The organism is Ruegeria sp. AD91A, from assembly GCF_003443535.1.
GTDB lineage: Bacteria > Pseudomonadota > Alphaproteobacteria > Rhodobacterales > Rhodobacteraceae > Ruegeria.
This window is the reverse complement of record NZ_CP031946.1, coordinates 1,247,414-1,269,338: the sequence shown is the minus strand read 5'-3', so window position 1 is coordinate 1,269,338 and position 21,925 is coordinate 1,247,414. Positions and strand designations below refer to the sequence as shown.

General features: G+C 55.8%; 23 protein-coding genes. 9 read left to right on the top strand and 14 right to left on the bottom strand.

Annotation, left to right across the window (positions count from 1 at the left end; all coding sequences use genetic code 11):
* Positions 1–235: 235 nt before the first annotated feature.
* Together D1823_RS06420 and D1823_RS06415 are read left to right on the top strand one after the other, a co-directional pair.
* On the top strand, positions 236–604 hold the full coding sequence (locus D1823_RS06420) for a group 1 truncated hemoglobin (RefSeq protein ID WP_117869132.1): 369 nt from the start codon (positions 236–238) through the stop codon (positions 602–604).
* Positions 601–1,659 (top strand): adenylate/guanylate cyclase domain-containing protein, encoded by a 1,059-nt coding sequence (locus tag D1823_RS06415; RefSeq protein WP_117869131.1) that lies wholly within the window; start codon positions 601–603, stop codon positions 1,657–1,659. The genes D1823_RS06420 and D1823_RS06415 overlap by 4 nt, the downstream gene beginning before the upstream one ends.
* Before the next feature lie 6 nt (positions 1,660–1,665).
* Here the strand turns inward: D1823_RS06415 and D1823_RS06410 are convergent, their stop codons facing one another.
* From D1823_RS06410 to guaA, 9 genes are all read right to left on the bottom strand, one after another.
* Positions 1,666–2,280, bottom strand: coding sequence for a TetR/AcrR family transcriptional regulator (locus tag D1823_RS06410; RefSeq protein ID WP_117872774.1), 615 nt, complete (start codon positions 2,278–2,280; stop codon positions 1,666–1,668).
* Positions 2,281–2,393: 113 nt separating this feature from the next.
* Positions 2,394–3,263 (bottom strand): polyphosphate kinase 2, encoded by an 870-nt coding sequence (ppk2, locus tag D1823_RS06405; protein ID WP_117869130.1) that lies wholly within the window; start codon positions 3,261–3,263, stop codon positions 2,394–2,396.
* Between the two features lie 49 nt (positions 3,264–3,312).
* Complete coding sequence (locus tag D1823_RS06400) at positions 3,313–4,266, bottom strand: alpha/beta fold hydrolase (RefSeq protein WP_117869129.1); 954 nt, start codon at positions 4,264–4,266, stop codon at positions 3,313–3,315.
* Positions 4,256–5,173 (bottom strand): homoserine O-succinyltransferase, encoded by a 918-nt coding sequence (gene metA, locus D1823_RS06395; RefSeq protein ID WP_117869128.1) that lies wholly within the window; start codon positions 5,171–5,173, stop codon positions 4,256–4,258. The genes D1823_RS06400 and metA overlap by 11 nt, the downstream gene beginning before the upstream one ends.
* 36 nt (positions 5,174–5,209) lie before the next feature.
* A complete protein-coding gene (locus D1823_RS06390; protein WP_117869127.1) occupies positions 5,210–6,082 on the bottom strand; it encodes an ATPase in 873 nt (290 codons plus the stop codon).
* Between the two features lie 47 nt (positions 6,083–6,129).
* On the bottom strand, positions 6,130–7,026 hold the full coding sequence (locus D1823_RS06385) for a DMT family transporter (protein ID WP_117869126.1): 897 nt from the start codon (positions 7,024–7,026) through the stop codon (positions 6,130–6,132).
* Between the two features lie 102 nt (positions 7,027–7,128).
* Positions 7,129–8,268, bottom strand: a complete 1,140-nt coding sequence (locus D1823_RS06380; protein ID WP_117869125.1) for an OmpP1/FadL family transporter — start codon at positions 8,266–8,268, stop codon at positions 7,129–7,131.
* 126 nt (positions 8,269–8,394) lie between these two features.
* Positions 8,395–9,300: a DMT family transporter gene (locus D1823_RS06375; RefSeq protein ID WP_256369666.1), complete on the bottom strand. Its 906-nt coding sequence runs from the start codon at positions 9,298–9,300 to the stop codon at positions 8,395–8,397.
* Positions 9,301–9,505: 205 nt separating this feature from the next.
* On the bottom strand, positions 9,506–11,065 hold the full coding sequence (gene guaA, locus D1823_RS06370) for a glutamine-hydrolyzing GMP synthase (protein ID WP_117869123.1): 1,560 nt from the start codon (positions 11,063–11,065) through the stop codon (positions 9,506–9,508).
* Positions 11,066–11,158: 93 nt separating this feature from the next.
* Between guaA and D1823_RS06365 the strand changes: the two genes are divergently transcribed.
* Together D1823_RS06365 and D1823_RS06360 are read left to right on the top strand one after the other, a co-directional pair.
* Positions 11,159–11,608 carry a GNAT family N-acetyltransferase gene (locus tag D1823_RS06365; RefSeq protein ID WP_117869122.1) on the top strand — a complete coding sequence of 150 codons (450 nt, stop codon included), beginning with the start codon at positions 11,159–11,161 and terminating at the stop codon, positions 11,606–11,608.
* 123 nt (positions 11,609–11,731) lie between these two features.
* Complete coding sequence (locus tag D1823_RS06360; protein WP_117869121.1) at positions 11,732–13,276, top strand: trimethylamine methyltransferase family protein; 1,545 nt, start codon at positions 11,732–11,734, stop codon at positions 13,274–13,276.
* On the opposite strand, the gene D1823_RS06355 is transcribed toward D1823_RS06360, so the two are convergent.
* The gene (locus D1823_RS06355) at positions 13,277–13,576 is read right to left on the bottom strand and encodes a DUF6477 family protein (protein WP_117869120.1); all 300 of its coding nucleotides are present in this window, start codon (positions 13,574–13,576) and stop codon (positions 13,277–13,279) included.
* A 240-nt stretch (positions 13,577–13,816) separates the two neighbouring features.
* On the opposite strand from D1823_RS06355, the gene D1823_RS06350 reads away from it, so the two are divergent.
* Positions 13,817–14,896: a DUF6456 domain-containing protein gene (locus D1823_RS06350; protein WP_117869119.1), complete on the top strand. Its 1,080-nt coding sequence runs from the start codon at positions 13,817–13,819 to the stop codon at positions 14,894–14,896.
* 48 nt (positions 14,897–14,944) lie between these two features.
* Here D1823_RS06350 and D1823_RS06345 read toward each other — a convergent pair whose 3' ends face one another.
* Positions 14,945–15,493 (bottom strand): peroxiredoxin, encoded by a 549-nt coding sequence (locus D1823_RS06345; protein WP_117869118.1) that lies wholly within the window; start codon positions 15,491–15,493, stop codon positions 14,945–14,947.
* A gap of 263 nt (positions 15,494–15,756) precedes the next feature.
* Here D1823_RS06345 and lipA point away from each other — a divergent pair, with 263 nt between their 5' ends.
* Both lipA and D1823_RS06335 read left to right on the top strand, forming a co-directional pair.
* A complete protein-coding gene (gene lipA, locus D1823_RS06340) occupies positions 15,757–16,707 on the top strand; it encodes a lipoyl synthase (protein ID WP_117869117.1) in 951 nt (316 codons plus the stop codon).
* Entirely contained in the window at positions 16,704–17,855 is a 1,152-nt protein-coding gene (locus D1823_RS06335; protein ID WP_117869116.1) for an amidohydrolase, read from the top strand. The genes lipA and D1823_RS06335 overlap by 4 nt, the downstream gene beginning before the upstream one ends.
* 11 nt (positions 17,856–17,866) lie before the next feature.
* Here the strand turns inward: D1823_RS06335 and D1823_RS06330 are convergent, their stop codons facing one another.
* The gene (locus D1823_RS06330; protein WP_117869115.1) at positions 17,867–18,223 is read right to left on the bottom strand and encodes a hypothetical protein; all 357 of its coding nucleotides are present in this window, start codon (positions 18,221–18,223) and stop codon (positions 17,867–17,869) included.
* 120 nt (positions 18,224–18,343) lie between these two features.
* Positions 18,344–18,886 (bottom strand): hypoxanthine phosphoribosyltransferase, encoded by a 543-nt coding sequence (gene hpt, locus D1823_RS06325; RefSeq protein ID WP_117872773.1) that lies wholly within the window; start codon positions 18,884–18,886, stop codon positions 18,344–18,346.
* Positions 18,887–18,958: 72 nt separating this feature from the next.
* On the opposite strand from hpt, the gene D1823_RS06320 reads away from it, so the two are divergent.
* Entirely contained in the window at positions 18,959–19,405 is a 447-nt protein-coding gene (locus D1823_RS06320; protein ID WP_117869114.1) for a type II toxin-antitoxin system RatA family toxin, read from the top strand.
* A 37-nt stretch (positions 19,406–19,442) separates the two neighbouring features.
* Positions 19,443–20,735, top strand: coding sequence for an MmgE/PrpD family protein (locus D1823_RS06315; RefSeq protein WP_117869113.1), 1,293 nt, complete (start codon positions 19,443–19,445; stop codon positions 20,733–20,735).
* Here D1823_RS06315 and pyrC read toward each other — a convergent pair.
* Positions 20,732–21,769, bottom strand: coding sequence for a dihydroorotase (pyrC, locus tag D1823_RS06310; protein ID WP_117869112.1), 1,038 nt, complete (start codon positions 21,767–21,769; stop codon positions 20,732–20,734). The genes D1823_RS06315 and pyrC overlap by 4 nt on opposite strands.
* Between the last annotated feature and the right edge of the window lie 156 nt (positions 21,770–21,925).

Below are 21,925 nucleotides of genomic sequence, written 5' to 3'. Positions count from 1 at the left end.
TTCCCGTTTTCACATTCAAAAAATAGCTAATGCCGCTTGAACGTCGGATCGAGGTCAGGCCAGAAACGGTACGTTTGTGGTGGAACAGGTTCGGCACCAGCGAAGCTTTGGTGGTTTTTCCAGTACAACAAGACGGTTTTTGATCGTTCCCTGTTAGAAAATCATAAGCGTTAACAAAAAAATCGATTTGATATAGAGTTGTGGGGTTATTGATTGGTAACGCGCGGGTATACGTGTGGCACAGACACTTTATGAAAAATATGGCGGCTTCAAAACGATCAGCCGAGTCGTGATGACTTTCTATGAAATGGCGTTGGACTCGGATGAGATCGGCCACCATTTCGAAGACATTGATATGCCGCGTTTGATCGACCATCAAACCAAGTTCGTTTCGTCCTTGATTGGCGGGCCGGCATCTTTCAGTGATGACAGGATCGAAGTGGTTCATCGGCATTTGAACATATCACACAATGAATTCGACGTCATGGCCGAGCTCTTTGGCGACGCGCTGAGTCAGCATGGTATGTCGGACGGCGACGTCAAAACTGCGCTGAAGGCGATCGAAGGAAAGCGTTCGATCATCGTCGCCCGGAATGCGGCATGAGCATTCTTGCTATAAACGAACAATTGCTGCGCGCGATCGGAGTGGGCGTCGCCGTAGTACGTGCATCCGACCTGCAGTTCGTGTTTCACAACGGGCCCTTCAGGGAATGGTTCGGTACACCTGACAATGGCAGTACCCTAAGCGACGTTCTTTCTGATCTCGACCCGAAGGAACTGGAGGATGTGAAGCAATCTGGCCTTCGGTACTCGGTCGAATTGCAGATCAAACCAAAGCGAAGGACACTGATTTTTGCGGTCACAGTCTCGCTGGCCAGCGGGTTGTCCGAACAGGTGCTGATTGTTGAATGTCAGAACATCACCCGCATTCGGGAGTTGGAAAGCATGATTGACAGCTATTCCACCATGGTCGAGCGAAATACCCGAGAGCTTGAGCGCGAAAAGGAGAGGGTGGAACGCCTGTTGCTGAACCTGATGCCGCGAGCGGTGTATGAAGAGTTCAAGACGTTTGGCGTTGTCACACCGCAGCTGTATCAGCAGGTTTCGGTGGTGATGCTGGATTTTGTCGGGTTCACGGATTTCGCGGCCAAGACCGACCCGACAGTGACCTTGAGTGAGTTGAACGACATCTTCACGGCATTTGACCGGATCGTCGAACAATTCGGGTGTGAGCGGATCAAGACGATTGGCGATGCCTATCTGGCCGTGTCGGGCATGCCCGATCCCACACCGGATCATGCGACCGCAGTGGCGCATTGCGCGGTAAGGTTTCTGCGCTATCTCGAGCGCCGCAACGAAAGCCATCCGCATAAGTGGCAGGCCCGGATCGGATTGGGTATGGGTGCGGCTGTAGGATCGGTCGTGGGCATTCAGAAATATGTCTATGACGTGTTTGGCCCTGCCGTGAACATCGCATCCCGGTTGCAGGTCTTTGCCAACCCCATGAATATCGTGGCCCCGGAAGAGATGAAATATGCTCTGATCGACGAGTTTCAGGTCTCGGATCTGGGGTGCGTTGATATCAAGGGGATGGGTGAGATGGATCTGATCAATGTGACATCAGGTTTGAGTATGCCGCAGAGCAGTCGTTCATTCTGACTGGCGTCATTCGTCCTGAGGGATCAGACCCAAACCGCGCAGATAAATACCGATACCGCTTTCCAACAAGTCCTCGGGGGGAAAAGGCGAAGTTGCGCCGGTATTTCGGGCATACAGCTCGACGACCCCGTGGCTCATCGCCCAGATATGCGCGCTGAACATCGAGGCAGGCGGGCGCTTTTCCGGTGGAATATGCTGGGACAGGTCAGCGGCCGCTTGCTCAAGAACAGACTTCGCCCGATTTGCTGCCAGGGACAATTCAGGCGTGCGGTTCAGGGATATTCCACTTTCGAACATGGCAATGTAATGCCCGGGGTTCTTGCGTGCAAAGGCCAGATAAGCACGCCCCGTTGCTTCAAAAGCCGCAAGGGCTGAAGGCTGTCCTTCGTCGTAGGCGTATTGCATAAGGTCTGCGAACATCTCAAACCCCTGCCGTGCGGCTTCGGCAATCAGATCCTCGCGCCCTTGAAAATGACGATAGACGGCGGCAGGCGTGACACCGGCAGTTTTTGCGGCCTCGGACAGCGTAAAACCGGTCGGGCCCTTGTCTTCGATCAGGGACAAGGCTGCCTCGATCAGGGCTTGCTTCAGGTTTCCGTGGTGATAACCGCGTTTCGTCATCCCGGCCTCAGTTGCATTGATTGGGTATTGGAAGACAAGGACATAGACCACCGATGCATTGTCGTCCAATACATGATCGTGAAGGCATCGACAGGGCAGGGCAGAGCGACAATTTATGCCTCCCACACGTCCGGGCCACCGCAGATACGGGCATCAACCTCGCCGATACTCTTCTTGTCCTTCTCTTCATAGTCCAAGGCATGCAGAACCGTTCGGATGGCCGCAAGGCGCGCGCGTTTTTTGTCGTCAGAACGGACAATTGTCCACGGGCAGGCATCAGAATGCGATCGGGTCAGGGTTTCCGAGATCGACTGCGTGTATTCGTCCCATTTGTTCAGCCCTGCCACGTCGATCGCGCTGAGCTTCCATTGCTTCAAAGGGTCGTTTTCGCGCGCCAGAAAACGGTTCAGCTGTTCTGCACGCCCGACATTAAGCCAGAATTTGAAAAAATGGATGCCGTCATTCACCAGACCGGTTTCAAGCGGCAGGACCTGTCGGAAGAACCGCTCACGCTGCTCCTGTGAACAGAAGCCAAAGACATTCTCGACGACGCCTCGATTGTACCAACTGCGATCAAAGAACACGATCTCTCCGGCGGCGGGCAGATGCAGGATGTAGCGCTGGAAATACCACTGGCTGCGTTCGGCGTCTGATGGTTTGGCCAGCGCAACGTTGCGCGCGCCGCGGGGGTTCAGGTTTTCACGAAACCGCTTGATGGTGCCACCTTTGCCCGCGGCATCGCGGCCTTCGAAAATGATGGCTACCCGTTGATCGGTTTCCTTGACCCAGGATTGCATTTTGACCAATTCAATCTGGAGCAGGTCCATCTGCTCATCATAATCCTTGGACTTCATTTTTTCAGAATACGGGTAGGTCGGGTTCAGAATATCGCCCTTTTTCGCGTTTTGAATCTCTTCCCGTACAGATTTGGGCGCGTCTTTCCGAAAATACTTCTCGATGGAGCCTTTTCCTGACCGGGCCATATGTCACCTCGCGATAAAATCCATATCTGACTATGGATTAGAGCTTGGGTTAACGCAAACCCGCTCGCTGCGCCGCGCGATCTATCGCGGCGGCAACTTCGGGTGCTGCGACCACCTGTGGCATATGACCGACACCCGGTAACTCGATCAACTCGGCCTCGGGGATTTGTTCGATCAGACGTACAGAATGCCATTCTAGACCAACGGTATCGTCGGCCGTTCCGTGAATGATTTCGGTCGGTACGGAAATCTCGCCATATCTGGGTTGCAGGCGGGTGACTTCGTCCAGCAGGTTGGCGCGTTGCTTGGCATTTGCATGCATCGAGCCGCGCCGGATCGTCAGCCCTGGCCCAAAGTGTTCGGCATAGCCTTCCGGCGCCGTTTGCGGTGCAAACACCTTGTCCAACGCCTGTGTTACGTACCATTCGGGCACGAAAGAGCTGATCAGGGGCAAGGCCAGCGCATTGCCCGACGTGGTTGACGCAAGCCGGTTGAACCCATCCAAAGGCGTTTCCCACGGGATAGCGGCCGGAGCTATCAGAACCAGAGCCGAGATATTCTCGGGTCGGGTCACGGCCCAGGCCAGCGAGACAGATCCGCCATAGCTCTGCCCGGCCACGATGGGCTTTTCCGCCCCAAGCTGAGCCGCCGCCTGTTGCAGGATATCCGCCTGTTCAATGAGGGTTTCACCATTCGGATTGAAGCTTTCGGAATAGCCCAACCCCGGTCGGTCAAAAACGATCACGCGGTATGACTTGGCCAGAATAGGGGCCAGCGCAAAGGTCATATCGCGCGTGTTCCCGCTGGAACCATGGATCAGAACGACATCAGGACCGTCCCCCATGACCACGGCGTGCACGGCGAGGCCGCCTACATCCAGAATCTGACCTTCGGGGGGGTAAGCCGCCTCGGCCAGCGCTTCGTTCCGGGCGCTGCGCCAGGTTGTCAGTATGACAAGGCCCAGAACGGCCAGGCCAAGGGATATCAGGACTTTAGTGGCCAATTTTTGTCATGTTGAAAGGCGTGGATTGATAGATTTCGTTGATCCAGTTGCCGTACAGCAGATGTGCATGACTGCGCCACCGGTTCTGCGGCGTGTTGGATGGATCATCGTCGGGATAGTAGTTGATAGGTACGTTGATAGGCGTGCCGTTGCTGACGTCCCGATCATATTCCTGTTTCAGCGTGTCACTGTCATATTCGAAGTGATTAAAGATATACAACGCGCGATGGCCGGGATCTTCGACCAGACAGGGGCCGACATCGTCGCTGCCCAACAGGGTTCTCAGCCCGGGTGCGCGATCGATTTCATCCTGTTTCATTTCCGTCCATCGGCTGACCGGAATGACGCAGTCATCCGAGAAACCGCGCAAGAACGGAGACGCCAGATCCAGGTTGCGATGCCGGAAACAACCAAAGGCTTTTGCGTCCAGCATGTGCTTTTTGACACCGTGAAAATGGTTGATCATCGCCATCCCGCCCCAACACACACCAAAGGTGGAATGCACGTTGGTTTGAGTCCAGTCGAAGATCTCGCTGATTTCATCCCAATAGGTGACATCACAAAATTCCAGATGTTCGATCGGGGCGCCGGTAATGATCAGACCGTCGAACTTCTGATCTTTGATCTCCTGAAAGGGACGATAGAACTCGGACATATGCTCGGCGGCGGTGGTTTTGGTCCGGTGTTCAGTCATGCGGATCAAAGACAGATCGATCTGCAATGGAGTTGCCCCGATCAGACGTGCGAACTGGTTTTCGGTCTGGATTTTCTTGGGCATCAGGTTCAGCAAGCCGATGCGCAGTGGGCGGATGTCCTGACGCATTGCCTGATCTTCGTCCATGACCATGACGCCCTCTTTGGTCAGGACGTCAAAAGCAGGCAGATCTGAAGGGATTTTGATGGGCATATGTCAGGCTTCTAAGGGATTAGTGAAAACTGGTAGTTAGGCGTTTTTGTGCCTGGTCTCAAGGGTGTGTTCGATCAACTCATCGAAATCGGCGGCGTCGCGGATTTTGCCGATGTCATTGGCTGCAATCGTCACGCCCCAGTTATTCGCCATGGCTTCGTAGCGCGGCTGACGGTGCGCCAAGGCCTGCGCATAGGTCCAACGGACGAAATCATCGGGATTCACATCGGTTTCCGAACATCCGTGTTGTTCCAGATAGTCTGTCCAGGCTCTGGTCAGGAATTCGGCCTGATAGGACATGGGCTTAGGGGCTTTGTCAAAACGACGTACAAGCTCTGCCGTGTGTTCCTCATCCCCCTTCAGCCAGATCATCAGGGTGTGTTGCGAAAGCTCGGACAGTACCCGGTCGTTCGGATCTTCGGGGTCCACCCACTCGCAGATCGATCCACCGGTGTCGCAGATGAAATGGGGGTATTTGTACAGACGCTCGGCGCGGTCGATGAAATACTCGGTATCCAGCAGAGCGTGTATTTCGGCCAGTCGAAACTGTTCTTGCCTGCGTCGGTATTCCGGCATTTCCAATCCGCCAAGGGCAGGGTTGCCCGGTTTGCCCAGATAGGCCGCGACCGGAGTCAGGTTTGCGAACGAGATATTGGAGCCGATATAAATTGAATCCGACAGTAGCAGGTCACGCAAGAACGGGACTTTCATCGCCTCGGCCTTTGCGTTGTCTGTAATGTATTCGCCCATGTACCGGGTGCCGATGCGATAGTCGATCGAGTAGTGAAACCAGTTCCCTGAGCCGCGAAGAATGTTCGAGACATAGGTCTTACCCAGACCGGACATGCCAAAGAACAGCACCTTCTTGCGGCGTGCCGTGCGCCAGTCTTTGGCTGTGTTATAGATCATCTTGTGCTGTCCCTTTTTGCCTTTGCTAAATCGGGCAGCGCACGGCGTCAATCGCGGCGGCCAGCTCGGTTCAATACCAGAAGACCCATGGCAAGGATAACAAAGCCGAAATAGGCATTCGACGGCAGCGCTTCGTTTCGCAGAATCGCGCCAAGCACGATGGCGACAGGAGGGATAACAAGCGTCACCAGCATCAGGTTGCCGCTGCCCGCCATCGCCAGGACTCGATAATACAAAAGGTATGCCCCCGCTGTTGCCACAATGGCGTAATACCCAATCGCAGCCCAGGTGACCGCGGGCAGAGCAAGCGTTGGCACCCCGTTCGTCATGAGCGTCAGGGGCAGGATTAGTAGGGTCGAGCCGGTCAACATTCCAGCGGCCGCGACGACGGGGTGAAGGTCAGACAGATGATACCGCGCCCAAGCCGCGGCAAAAGCATACGAGAGCGTTCCGGCCAACACGGCAAGCTGGGCTGTGTTTTGCAGGCTGAAAGACGTGAAGGTCTGAATTCCGATGATGATTGAGACACCGAGAAAACCTAGGAAAACGCCGATCACCCGGGCTTGTGTCAAACGCTCATCTTTGAAAAACAGTGCCGCAACAAGAACACCAAAGATGGCCGTGGCCGCGTTCAGAATAGCGGTCAGGCCAGAGTCGATGTAAAGCTGACCCCATGCCATCAAGCTGAATGGGATGACATTGTTCAGCAACCCCATGATCAGGAATGCACCCCAGATGCGGCGTGAGCGGGGCAGGGAAAGTCCCTTGGCCCAAGCTACCAGCCAAAGCACCAGCATCGCCCAGAACGTGCGGTGCAAAACCGATGTCATAACGGGAATGGAATCCAGGGCGATCCGAATGGCCACAAAGGATGCGCCCCAAATGACAGCCAGAAAAATGAGTTCGGCCCAGGCGCGCTGAGAAAGGTGTTTTTGCGTGTTCATGGCCGTACACTCGCATTCAGCAGACGGAACCGCGACCCAAAACCTGCGCAAAAAAAAAGGCTCCGCTGAAACAGCGGAGCCTTGAGGATAATCATCTTTGGATTAGTTCAGCGCGTATGTAATCTGAAAGCCTACGCTCCAGGCGCTGTTGCCAGTGAACGTTCCGCGTGCATTCGGGCCAGCGCCATTAGATGTCGCATCACCGATGTCGGTGTAACGAACACCGCCGGAAATCTTCGCATTCTCCAGCGAGTACGTTCCGCCCAGACCAATGCTCCAGAACCCGTCGGTCGGGCCGAGGTTTGATACAGGAGTGCCCTGGGAAGTCTCGTAGCCCAACGTCACAGCGCCACTGAACTCTTCCGAGAACTGATACCCCATGCCCAACGAATACGTGAAGGTAGAATCTGCGTAGTCAACAAGGTTGCTGGTGGGTGGGTAGTTTGGCGGGTTGTAGACGAGCTGTGGCCAGTCAACCCAGCGGATTGAACCGAACAGAAGCGTCTTTGGTGCTACACCTGTTTGAAAGTCAAGATTGATCGACTGGGGTGTTTCAATTTCACTCGAAGAGTTAACGGGCAAACCCCCAGTCAAAGCACTGGATTCTGTCTGAGAAAGATCGTGTGAAATCTTCGAGTTATAGGTAAGCGCAACTCTGGCAGCGATCTCAGGTTTTTCCCAAGCCACACCAACAACGTACCCAAATGCAACGTCCGCATCGGTATCAACGTTATACCCGGCAGCAAGCGGTACGGTAATATTTGCCGTAACACGCTGTGCGCGAACACCACCAATCGCGCTGAAGCCACCGTCAAATTTGTACCTCAGCAAAGCTGTAATCGCGTCTGTGTCAGCGGTTGCCTGCAAGACGCGGGGGTCTGACGGATTAGTCGGGTTGATCGATAGCGGAAAGGCTGCTGCGTACTGGATATCAGCACCAAAGGGCTGGTCGTACATGATCGCGAAATCGAGTTTTTCGGTCAGTGACGTTTTGTAGCCCAGATGCGGTGTGAAAAAGTCGTTCGCGACCTCACCGGAATCGACCGGTTGCCCAATGTTTGGTCCAGCTATAGCCGGCATGGTGCCCGTTACGCTGGGGTTGGTGTATCCCAACCGAAACTGAACCACTGATCCTTCTTCGAAGATCAGGTTTATGCCTTGACCACTGCGGTCCAGTCCGCCTGCGTATCCTGCCGTCGCTCCAGCACACAAAGCGCAGGTCGCGAGTAGTGTTTTTTTCATTCTGTCCTCCCTAACAATCTCCCGCGGGTTTCCATGGCGTTTAGCTGAGTGTGACGAACGCCTATCCCGTGTATGATGAGCGATACTCTCTTTTTGGTTACTTTAAGGTCAACTGGTGACGGTGCGTTACGTATTGCGACTAGTGTTTTCAACTGTTGCTAAACTGTTACGACTTTCGGACCAGATATTCAGGAAAATACCGGAAAAGATGACTGCGGCACCTATCAGGACCCAATGGTCAATGGGTTCGTTGTAAAGGATCATTCCGACCACTGCGATCGTAGGAAGCCTTGCAAAATCAAATGGGATCACAACTGTCGCCGGGGCGATGGCAAGAGCGTTGGTTATGCAGAAATGGGCCAACAGACCGGCCAGCCCAACCAGAATCAAAAAAGGTGCGCTTTGCGCTGTGGGCAAGGAAATCTGTCCATCAAAACCTGCAGCGATGGCCCCAAGAACGGCCTGCATGGTCGTAAGCCAGAAAACGATGCAGCCGATACTGGCAAAACGTGTGAGTTTTTTGGTCGAAATCGTTGTAAATGCGAAGAAAATCGCAGACGCAGCTGCGGTCACAAGGCCGGGGCTCAAGGGCGCCGTACCAGGGCGCGTAACAATCAGAACGCCGGCAAAACCAATAATCGCTGCCGTCATCTTAAGCGCAGTAAGGCGTTCGTTCAAAAGAAGTGGCGACAGCAGAATCACCCAAAGCGGCTGGGTGAATTCCAATGCGAACACCTGCGCCAAAGGCGCAACAGCGACCGCATAGAACCAAAGATTCTGCCCTGTGAAATGCAGGGTGTTTCGCAGGGCGTGCAAACCCAAGCGTTGCGTGGAAACCTGAACCCAACCGCCTGTGGCAGTCAGTACGAGGGCGACAACAACAAACCCTACCAGGCTTCGGTACATCATGATCTCGAACGTGTCGTGCACGACGCTCAGTTCGCGACCAGCAACCGCCATCGAGGAGAAGGACGCAATGGCTCCAGTCATCCACAAGGCGGCCTTGAACGTGTTTTTTTGTGTCTGATTCACGTGCCACACCCCGACCTGGTCGCGCGGTCACGGCCCCGGTGTCGGGGCCTTCGCTACGCGATCAAAAAGATTGAATTCGTTGAATCATTGAAACGCTTATGAAGCGTCAGGTTCAAGGTCGCGTCCGACTTTTTCAAACACGGCTTGGAAGGAATTCCTCGGATCGGGTCGTTTTTGGCGTCGAACGCGGTGGTGTTTTGCCGGATCATTCCCACTCGATGGTCCCGGGCGGTTTCGAGGTGATGTCATATGTGCATCGGTTGATGCCCTTGACCTCGTTGATGATCCGGGTCGCCGTTTCGCCAAGGAACTCGTGGCTGAACGGGTAATAGTCCGCCGTCATTCCATCGACCGAAGTCACGGCCCGCAACGCACAGGCGTAATCATAGGTGCGGCCATCGCCCATCACGCCCACTGTGCGGACGGGAAGGATGGCGACAAAAGCCTGCCAAATGTCATCATAGAGCCCGTGCTTGCGGATCTGATCGATGTAAATTGCGTCAGCCTCGCGCAGGATTTCCAGTTTTTCGCGGGTGATCTCGCCGGGGCAGCGAATGGCCAGACCCGGTCCGGGGAAGGGGTGGCGCCCGATGAAGCTCTGCGGCAGACCAAGTTCTCGGCCCAGTGCGCGGACTTCGTCTTTGAACAATTCACGCAGCGGTTCGACTAGTTTCAGGCCCATCTTTTCCGGCAGGCCGCCCACGTTGTGATGGGACTTGATCGTTACAGAAGGCCCGCCCGAGAACGACACTGATTCGATCACATCGGGATAGAGAGTGCCCTGAGCCAGGAATTCGGCGCCGTCGATGGTATCGGCGTGCTTCTGGAACACGTCGATGAACAGTTTTCCGATGATCTTACGCTTGGTCTCGGGGTCGCTCTGACCTTCCAGTTCCCCCAGAAACAGCTCGGATTCGTCTGCGTGGATCAGCTGAATGTTGTAGTTGTCGCGGAACATGCCGACGACTTCTTCGGCCTCATTCTTGCGCAGCAGCCCGTGATCGACGAACACGCAGGTCAGTTGATCCCCGATTGCTTCGTGAATAAGGATCGCGGCAACCGAGCTGTCGACGCCGCCGGACAATCCGCAAATGACCTTCTTGTCTCCGACTTGTTCGCGGATCTTGCGGATCATGTCTTCGCGATAAGCGCCCATGGTCCAGTCACCCTTGAACCCGGCCAGCTTAACGAAGTTTTCATACAGTTTCGCGCCCTTGGGCGTATGGTGTACCTCGGGGTGAAACTGCACGGCATAGAAGTGCCGCGATGGATCAGCCGTGATCGCATAAGGTGCGTTGGGCGAGGTTCCAAATACCTCAAACCCCGGTGCGATTTCACTGACATGGTCGCCGTGGCTCATCCAGACTTGTTCATCGCCGTCCGCGAACCAGCCCTCCAGGATATCCAGTTTGTCTTTCGGTGTAACAAAGGCCCGACCAAACTCGGCTGTGCCATGGCCGCTTTCGACTTTGCCGCCAAGCTGATGCATCATCACCTGCTGGCCATAGCAGATGCCCAGGATCGGAACTCCATAATCAAAAATCTCTTGCGGAGCACGGGGCGAGCCCTCGCGCGTCACGCTGTCCGGACCGCCCGAGAAAATCACGGCGCGCGGCGCCATTTCCCGCACGAATTCCATCGTGACATTCTGGTAAGGGTGAATTTCACAATAGACATTCAACTCGCGCAGGCGGCGAGCGATAAGCTGCGTAACCTGGCTGCCGAAGTCGATGATCAGAAGGCGGTCGTGGGATGTCTGGGTCATAACCGGCTCATAAGTTGCAAGCCTTGCATGTGCAAGCGGTATGGCATCATTTGATACAAAAGCTGAGTCAAACCGGCGGAAAGATCAGGTGCTATGTCGAAGATCAAATTCAGAACTGCTGATGTGGCGGATGCAGATGAGGTAACGCGGTGCCTGGAAAGTGCCTATGCAGATGCAACAAGCCTGATCGAGGACCTGCCGGACGTCACTGCCGGAATCGCGGATGACATCAAGACCCACCACGTCGTGCTTGCAATATCCGGCGGTATAGTCGGGGCCATCGTTTTTGATCGCGTCGACGACGCAATCATGGTGTTCAACCTGGCGGTTTCGCCTGAAGCCCAAGGGCAGGGAGTCGCGCGGCGATTGATGCAGTTTGCCGAAGAAGAAGCAAGGTTGCGCAAACTATCCAAGCTGAGGTTGCGAACCCATAAGATGATGAAGGGCACGATTGCCATGTATCTGCGCATGGGTTGGAAAGTGACGGCTCAGGCGGGCAACGGTCTCACTATGGAAAAAGCGTTGGGGGCTGATCCCGACTAAATGGTGGCTTTGTTGGGGGGCGGCAATGTCGCTTTTCCCCCCAGAGCGCCGCAATCCCTATGCTTGGGTTCTGGCAAACCTGTATCAAAACGCTCAATCTAACCAACCAGACGGGATTTTCTCATGGCAGAGGCAAACACCCGGCGCAGGGCGAGAGGTGGCGGTGGCGCTGCCCGCCGTGCCGAGCGTACCGCAGTTCGTATCGAGACTGCGAAATACATCGAACGTAACATTCCGAATTTCGAGATTCTCAACGAAGAGGCGCTCGAGATTATCGAAAACAACGCTGAAACCGTGTTGGAAGAAATCGGCGTCAACTTTGTCGACAACCCGGCCGCGCTGGAACGTTGGCGTGACGCAGGCGCAGATATTGACGGTGAGCGTGTGCGCATCCCGCGTGGTCTGGCCCGTGAGCTGATCAAGACAGCCCCCAGCCAGTTTACCCAGCACGCCCGCAACCCTGAGAAATCGGTTGTGATCGGTGGCCGTAACATGGTTCTAGCCCCGGTTTACGGTCCTCCATTCGTGCGTGATGCACAGGGTGGGCGCCGCTATGCAACCATGGACGATTTCAACAAGTTCGTGAAACTTGCCTATATGTCCAAGTGGTTGCACCACTCGGGCGGTACGGTGTGTGAGCCGACCGACATTCCGGTGAACAAGCGCCATCTGGACATGCTGAAGGCGCATATGACCCTGTCGGACAAGCCTTTCATGGGCTCTGTGACCGATCCCAGCCGGGCACAGGATTCGGTTGAAATGTGCGAAATCCTGTTCGGTAAGGAGTTCGTGCAGGAAAACACCGTGATGACCTCGCTGACCAACATCAACTCGCCGTTGACATTCGACGACGTGATGATGGGCTCGCTGGAAGTTTATGCGCGCAATAATCAGGCCTGCATCATCTCACCCTTTATCGTGGGCGGAGCGATGGCGCCGGTCTCGGTGGCCGGTACTTTGACGCAGGTTCTGGCCGAGGTCATGGCCGGCGTTGCCTACAGCCAGATCATCCGTCCGGGTGCCCCCGCGATCTTCGGTGCATTCGTGACATCGATCGATATGAACTCGGGCGCGCCGACCTTCGGCACTCCCGAAGCTGCGCATATCACTTATGGTGCCGGCCAGCTGGCACGTCGTCTGAACCTTCCGTACCGGTCGGCTGGTTCGTTCTGCGGATCGAAATTGCCGGACGCGCAGGCAGCATACGAAACAGCGAACTCATTGAACATGGGCCTTCTGTCGGGCGTGAACTTCATGCTGCATTCCTGTGGCTGGCTGGAAGGCGGTCTGGTTGCCGACTTCGAGAAGTTCGTCATGGATGCAGATCAGTTGGGAGTATTGCATTCGCTGGCCAAAGGCGTTGCATATGACGAAAACGCTCAGGCCATGGATGCGATCCGCGAGGTCGGTCCGGGTGGGCACTATCTCGGCTGTGCCCACACGCAGGCCAACTTCAAGGAATCCTTCTGGAAATCCGAAGTGCTGGATTACAAACCATACGAAACCTGGCAGGAAGAGGGCGCGCGTGACACGAGAGCGTTGGCCACAGCTCGGGCTGAACATTTGCTGGCCAACTATCAGCAACCCCAGATGGATCCGGACACCGCTGCGGCTCTGGAAGCCTATATCGCCGAGAAAAAGGCCTCCATGCCGGATGCGTTTTCCTGATTATTGCAGAACCGAGGCGCGGCTGGCCTGATACAGCTGCGCCTCACCCAACAACGCAATAAGCAGATCCAGATGCCGCACCAGTGAGTATGCGGCATCGTCTTCTTTTCGCTGTTCATTTACCTCTTTTTCCATCTCGACCAAACGCACCAGCGCCTGACCTGAACTGGGCAGCGAACCGTATCCCAGAATGCGTTGCAGATGCCTCTCCCGATTGTAATCCCGCGCCCCGAAACTGGCAGCACGCGCCAGCATGCGTGGGCGGCGGAGGGTAGCGATCATTGTCATCAGGTCCTGCATGTCATGTGTCCCTTTTTCGAAATTTCACGGGCCATGTGTGGCACAACCTTAGCGGGTGTTGCCTTTGTCAGAGTCCCTCCGAACGATGGTTTCACGACTGTTTATCTTTTTTAATCAAATCTGGTTCTTGCCTTGTGTGGTTAACGAACGAGTAACGAATGGACCTCTAGTTAGAATTGGTTAACCCGCATTCCGAGGGCGAAAAGTGGCAGTTTGTTTTGTCGACGAGGGCAAATAATTATGGAAAACAACATGGCTTTCACCATTCCGGCATGGGTTCCAGAGGGGGCGCAAAGGTACCTTGCTCATACCGAGACCGGTCGCTCGATCCGCGATATAGCTCGATCAGCCGGATGCCATGCATCGACGATCCTCAGGCAAATTAGGCGCATCGAAATGCGCCGCGACGATCCATTGGTGGATGCGGCTTTGCAATCGCTTGCAGAGACGCATTTTTCACCTTCGGATTGCATCGACGGCCCGGCAATCGGGTCAGAAAACACCGCTGAAGAAGAGTTTGAAAACGAGGCGCTGCGTGTGTTGCGCCGCCTGAGCGAGACGGGTTCGGTCCTTGCCGTGGCCGAGGAAATGGACAAGGCTGTCGTCGTACGCGACACCGGCGAGGCAGGGGCAACTAGAACCGCGGTCGTAGAGTGCAGGATCGCACAGGCCTTGGCTTTGAAAGACTGGATAACCTGCGACAATCCTGGTCGTATTTCGCGATATCGGATTTCCACAGCCGGGCGAACCGCGCTAAGTCATTTGATCGCCAAGGCAGAAAACAAGGCGCGTGCCGGGACAGACTTTGGTTTTGCCGAAGCTCTGAGTTCCTTTCAGGCCAAGCCTTCGGGCGGGTCTGCCGAGCGGGCCAAACGCATTCGATACAATGCAGCGGAAAGCCCGCTGATAGCGTTGGCGCGCAGAAGGGATCGTGACGGAAAGCCGTTTTTGGATGAATCCCTTGTCAGCGCCGGAGAGCGCTTGCGCGAAGACTTTGAGTTGGCACAGATCGGCCCTCAGGTTTCACAGAACTGGGATCGCTTTCTGACGACAGGCGGTCGAGGCAGTTTTGACAGTGAAAGCCATGGGGGCAAGGAAGCTTCTGATGCCAAGGATCGGGTTGCACGTGCCTTGTCCGATCTGGGGCCAGGGCTGAGTGATGTCGCGTTGCGGTGCTGTTGCTATCTGGAAGGACTGGAACTGGCGGAAAAGCGAATGGGTTGGTCAGCACGATCCGGCAAGATTGTTCTGCGGATCGCTTTGCAACGATTGAAACGACATTATCAGGATCAGGCGGAACGAGACCGGTTGATCGGCTGAACAGAAAAAAGGCCCGGTGTATTCGGGCCTTTTCTCGGGATTTGAGGCTTAAGCCATTTCGGGTTCTGCAGACGCCCGCAGGTGTTTCATCAGATTTTCCGGCGAGGACACGCCATAAGGGTCTTCTGGACAGTTATCCATCAAGCCGGGCTCTTCGAACCACGCTTCGACGACACCATCATCGACGATGGCCGCATAGCGCCATGAGCGCATACCAAAACCCAGATTGTCCTTGTCGACCAACATGCCCATTTTCCGGGTGAACTCTGCCGATCCGTCGGGGATGACCTTAACGTTCTTCAAGCCCTGATCCTGCGCCCATTTGTTCATCACGAAGCTGTCGTTGACGGACATGCAGTAGATTTCGTCGATCCCCATCGCCGTGAAATCGGCATAGCCGTTTTCAAAACCGGGAAGCTGGAAAGTCGAGCAGGTCGGGGTGAACGCGCCTGGCAGTGAGAACAGGATTACGCGCTTACCGGCGAAATAGTCAGCTGTCGTCTTGTCTTCCCAACGGAATGGGTTTGGTCCTTCGATGGAATCGTCGCGGACACGGGTGTGAAAGGTCACGTCGGGCAGTTTTGCACCGGATTTCATAGTCAAACTCCTGTGATTCACATGTGGTTTTGGTGTGAATTAAAACAGTTCTAAACCGCATTCAATCGAGGAAATGCTGCGATCGCGAATAGGGTCAACATTCCGCTAATTATTAAATTTAATACGGAAATACTGATGTGCGCATGATGGCTTTCTGCGATTGCGCGGTTGCGACGCATAGCGGCTATGCGCCGCTGGTGTAACACCGCGCTTCTGTCTATGTTATGAGCGACAAGAGTTGACCCAAAGTCAGGAAAACGACCGTGCGAGATCTGAAGATCCCCGAACAGCGCCATCCGGAAAAAGCTCATCGTCCGGACAATGCACAGCCCAAGAAACCAAGTTGGATCAGGGTCAAAGCACCTGGCGGCAAAGGCTATGCGGACACGCGGCGGATCATGCGCGACAACAATCTGGTGACGGTCTGCGAAGAAGCCGGGTGCCCCAACGTAGGAGAGTGCTGGAGCCAGGGCCATGCCACCATGATGATCATGGGCGAGATTTGTACGCGCGGCTGCACCTTCTGCAATATTGCAACCGGTCGCCCCGACGATCTTGACGCGTTTGAGCCCGGACGCGTGGCTCACGCGGTTGAAAAACTCGGCCTGAACCATGTGGTGATCACCTCGGTGGACCGCGATGATCTGCAAGATGGCGGGGCTGAGCATTTTGCGCAGACCATTCGCGCGGTGCGTCATCGTTCTCCGAAAACCACGATCGAGATTCTGACGCCTGACTTCCTGAAATGTGATGAGGATGTCCTTGAGATTGTGGTCGAAGCGAAACCGGATGTGTTCAACCACAATCTGGAAACGGTTCCGGGCCTCTATCCCGAAGTCCGCCCGGGTGCGCGATACTTCCATTCCTTGCGCCTGCTGCAGCGCGTGAAAGAGCTTGATCCGTCCATCTTCACCAAATCGGGCATCATGGTCGGGTTGGGTGAAAATGAACAGCAAGTGCGTCAGGTCATGGACGACATGCGCGCGGCGGATATCGATTTCCTGACCATCGGCCAGTACCTGCAACCGACTCCGAAACATCACGGAGTGGATCGGTTCGTAACGCCGGAAGAGTTCGCATCTTACGAAAAGGCGGCCTATGGCAAGGGGTTCCTGATGGTATCCGCGACGCCTCTGACCCGGTCTTCGTATCACGCGGGTGACGATTTCGCCCGGCTTCGCGCGGCTCGGCAAGCAAAGTTGCAGCAGGCGTGACACCGGAGCGGATCGCGCAGCTCATCAGCTTGCGCCACGAGTTTCATCAACACCCGGAGCTTTCGGGGCAGGAGGAAAATACCGCAGCGCGGGTTGCTGATCTTTTGCGCCAAGCGGGTGCAGACAGGGTTCTGTGCGGCATTGGCGGGCACGGTGTTGCTGCCGTTTACGAAAGCAACGTTCCCGGCCCCACAGTTGGAATTCGATGCGAACTGGATGGACTGCCAATTCAGGAACTCTCGGATCTGGCTTATGCGTCTCAGATTGCAGGCAAAGGGCATCTGTGCGGCCATGATGGCCACATGGTGATGGTTCTCGGGGTGGCGGAAGCGTTGAAGGAACAACGCCCGAAGTCTGGCCGCGTGGTTCTGATTTTCCAACCCGCCGAAGAAACCGGACATGGTGCGATTGCTTACCGGGCCGATCCTCAGTTCGCTGAGGTTTCGCCTGACATCGTGCTGTCTCTGCATAACTTGCCGGGGCTGGAACTGGGCGCAGTAGAGCTGTGTGTAGGTCCCGCGAACTGCGCCTCGCGTGGGATGCAAATTGTTCTGACAGGCAAGACGTCACATGCAGCTGCCCCGCAAGATGGCGTGTCGCCGGCAGGTGCCTTGTCCAGGCTGATGCTGGCATTGGCCGGATTGGGGGCGGGCGGTGAATTGGATGACGACTACGCTCTGACCACAGTCACCCATGCCACTCTGGGCGAGCGCACAGTCGGCGTCGCACCGGGGCAGGCCGAACTATGGGTGACCCTGCGCACGGTTTCGGACGCGCGGATGGAGCGCCTGATGGCCGAGGCCGAATCCCTGGTTGCCGAAATAGCGAAGGTCGAAGGGTTGGCGGTGGAAATCAGCTATGACGAGGTGTTCGATGCCTGTGTCAATGATCCCGAAGCTGATACGGTTCTGGCAAAGGCCTTTGCCGATCAGGACGTCGCCTGCATGCTGGTCGATCAGCCACAGCGTTTTTCCGAAGACTTCGGCCAGTTTGGCAAAAGCGCCAAGGCGGCCATGTTCTGGTTGGGGGCGGGGCAGGACCATCCGCAACTGCACAACCCGGACTATGACTTCCCGGATGCGCTTATTCCGATTGGAACCGGGATTTTTCTGAGTGCGATTGATGTCGTGCTTCACAAAACCTGCTAGACGCGATCCACTCAATTGACCAGATCACCAACGATTCCAACGGCTTCTATAACTGTCTTCGTATCATCAGATATCGAGAGAATTTCATCATCTACCCGGATATAGCGCTGGCCGGGTCCCAACGGCTTAAGCTTCCAGTTTCCGAGGTCGTCAATGTAATCGAAACTCAGATCATCGGGCAACTTCTGGCCACGCGTATATCTTTTGATTTGACCGGGCGGAACAGCTTTGCCGTTTGACTTGATAGATTTCTCTACCTTGTTTTTATTGGCACCTTGCCCTTTGCCCTTGTTGTCCTTTGCAGCACCCGAACTTGAAAGTGCCACGATCGCCATAACGACACCAGCTGTCGCAACAATCCGCTTCATCGATAATCCCCCTAAGTTGATAAGGAGAGTAATCGGACACAATTTAGCTTGTCTATTATTATTCGGATTTTTGAATTTAGCGTGCAAAGCTGAGCTTCAAACTGCCCAACAAAAGTGCATCTAGTCCTCGGTAAACCGAACCTTGCCGATAAAGGGCAAGTTGCGGTTGCGCTGAGCGTAATCGATCCCGTAGCCCACGACGAATTCATCCGGAATTTCAAAGCCAATCCAGTCTGACCGGAAATCAACTTCGCGACGGCTGGGTTTGTCGAGCAACGCAATGGACTTCAAACGAGAGGGCTTGCGGCTTTGAAGCAACTTGGTGACATGGTTCAGTGTGTGGCCCGTATCGACGATATCTTCGACAACAAGCACGTCGCGACTTTCAATCGCGCCGCGCAAGTCTTTGAGAATGCGGACTTCCCGGCTGCTTTCCATCGCATCACCGTAAGAGGATGCCTCAAGAAAATCTACCTCGATGGGAAGATCCAGCTCACGTACCAGATCGGCGATGAAGACGAAACTGCCGCGTAGCAATCCCACGACGACCAGCTTGTCCGTATCGCCGAACTCATCCGTTATCTCGCGGCATAACTCCTCGATTCGGGCAGCGATGGCCTTGGCCGAGATCATCTCATCTATCACATATGCGCGGTTAGTCATCGCAGCCCCCTTGATCTTTGGCGCGCAACATACGACATGACGCGCCATTGTCACCTGCAAATACCGGACATCATGCCAATCCATTCGGAAACCCGCCACCTGCCATACACAGCCCAGCAGATGTATGATCTTGTTGCGGATGTAGGCAGTTACCCCAAGTTTCTGCCCTGGTGCGCCGCGGCCCGGATCCGCAAGACCTATGCGGTTGGTGAGGCCGAGGTGATGGAGGCCGATCTGGTCATCTCGTTCAAAGTGTTCCGCGAACGGTTCGGCAGCCGGGTGACTCTGTTTTCCGATCAGAAAAAGATCGACACCGAATATCTCGACGGACCTTTCAAATACATGAAATCCGACTGGCAGTTCGAGGACGCGCCCGATGGGGGTTGCAACATCTCGTTCCATGTGGATTTCGAGTTCAAGAACGCCATCCTGCAAGGGATTATCGGGGTTGTGTTCAACGAAGCCATGCAGCGGATTGTGCGCGCCTTCGAGGCACGTGCGAAAGAACTCTACGGCTAGGCCTTTACCCTGCAAGGGCGCACGCTAGACTGCGCCCATGACGGATTTCACAGCAGCATTGGCCACCTTCGCGGCGGGCCCGGTTTCAACGACGGCTCAGGCGAGGGTTGTCACATCTCTGTCTGTTCTGGATTGGGTTGCAGTTGGTCGTGCTGGGGCCTCCGAGCCCGTGTCTTGTACGGTTCGCGATATGGTTCTGGCCGAGGGCGGGAACGCTCAGGCCCATCTGTTCGGCGGAGGCGCGGCCCCTTTGCGCGGCGCAGCTTTGGTGAACGGAACTGTTTCCCATGCGCTGGATTACGACGACACGCATTTTGCGCATATCGGGCATCCTTCAGTTGCCATTCTACCTGCCGTCCTTGCCGTAGCCGAATGGGATGACCGCATTCTGGTTGACTTACTCGAAGCCGCGCTGGTCGGGATGGAAACTTCAATCCGTGTCGGCCTGTGGCTGGGCAGGGGCCATTATCAGGCCGGGTTTCATCAGACAGCGACATCCGGTGCATTCGGAGCTGCCGTCGCCGTCGGTCGGTTGCTAGGACTGGATAAAACCCAGATGCGGTCCGTATTGGGTTTGACAGCAACGCGCGCGGCTGGGCTGAAGGCCCAGTTCGGAACCATGGGCAAGCCTTACAATGCCGGGCTAGCCGCTTCGGCCGGGGTTGAGACGGCTCTGCTTGTTCAGCGTGGATTTCAGGCCAACGCCGACGCGTTGGAAGGCACGTACGGATTTGGCGCGACCCATCAGGGTGCAGCGGATCAAAACGCGCTGGATGGTTTGGGCGATGAATGGCTGTTCGAAACGGTAAGCCACAAGTTCCACGCCTGTTGTCACGGCCTGCACGCGGCGTTGGAAGCGGCACGCGCTCTGGACATTGCGGAACCCGAAGTGGCCGAGCTCAAAATCAAAACCCATCCCCGATGGATGAGCGTTTGCAATCAGCTGTCGCCCACAACCGGGCTGGGGGCAAAATTCTCTTACCGAACGGTCATCGCGATGCAGGCGCTGGGGTATGATACGGCTTTGCCGGGCAGCTACACCGACAAGGTCTGCGCGGACCCGCGCATGACGTCTCTGCAAGACCGCATCACGGTCGAAGCGGATGAAAGCCTGTCGGAAACGCAGGCGCATCTGGCCTTGCTGCGTCGCGACGGTGTTCGCCGCGAGACAACGCATGACCTGATGACCCCAATGTCGCTATCTGACCGCGAGGATCGTGTACGCGTCAAAGCATCGAAGCTGATCGGGACGGATGAGACAGACGCGATCTGGTCGATGCTGCGCACCGGAGGTCGCGCCCGTGATCTGGCTGAACGTATGGCGGGTTAAGCCACGCGCCAGTGCAGTGGAAAGCCCGGGTCGAACACCGTGACAGGTCCATCGTCCGTGTCGATCTTTGACGGGTATTCAACCGGTTCGCCCTTGGTCAGGGTAATCGTCTCTTCGTTCACAGGCAGGCGGTAAAAGCCCGGCCCGTTGAGCGAGACGAACACCTCCAGCTTGTCCAGAGCACCTTCGCGGTCGAACATCTCGGCCACCAGAGACATGGTATTTGTCGCAGTGAAACACCCCGCGCAGCCGCAGGCCATTTCCTTGTTTGCATCCGTGTGCGGAGCGCTGTCCGTGCCCAGGAAGAACCGCGCGTCACCTGACGTTGCAGCAGCCAGCAGGGCTTGGCGGTGTTCCTCGCGCTTGGCGACCGGCAGGCAATAGTAATGCGGTTTGATCCCGCCCACCAGAATATGGTTGCGGTTGATGATCAGGTGGTGCGCGGTGATCGTCGCACCCAGATCCGCCTCGTTGGCTTTGACATAGTCGACACCATCGGACGTGGTGATATGTTCCATCACCACGCGCAGTCCCGGCGTCGACCGGCGGATCGGGTCCAGAACGCGGTTGATGAACACGGCTTCGCGGTCAAAGATGTCGATCTCTGTGTCGGTCACTTCGCCATGAACACACATGGGCAGACCGATCTCGGCCATTTTCTCCAAAACCGGGCGCACTTTGTCAAAGTCACGCACGCCCGAGGCCGAATTGGTCGTGGCCCCCGCCGGGTACAGCTTGACCGCTTTTATCAGCCCGCTGGCATGGGCGGCAGCGACGTCCTGCGCATCTGTATCCTCGGTCAGGTACAGGGTCATCAGCGGCTCAAACCTCATACCGTCGGGCAAGGCGGCCAGGATCCTGTCGCGGTAAGCGGCAGCCTGATCCCCGCGTATAACGGGCGGCACGAGGTTCGGCATTATGATCGCACGGGCGAAATGACGTGCGGTTTCGGGCAGAACGGCCTGCAACATGGCGCCATCGCGCAGATGCAGATGCCAGTCGTCGGGGCGGCGGATGGTGAGGGTATCAGTCATGATCTTCCGCTAGCATAGCTGCCCCGAAAGACCAACCAGCGCAGTACGAGTTGCCGAAAAAACTTGTCAACCAACCGGAACGTCGTAGCTCAGGCAGGGGGTAAGGCCTTGACGCAAGGGCGCTTGCGTGACCTGTTTATCCGCGAAGAAGAGAGA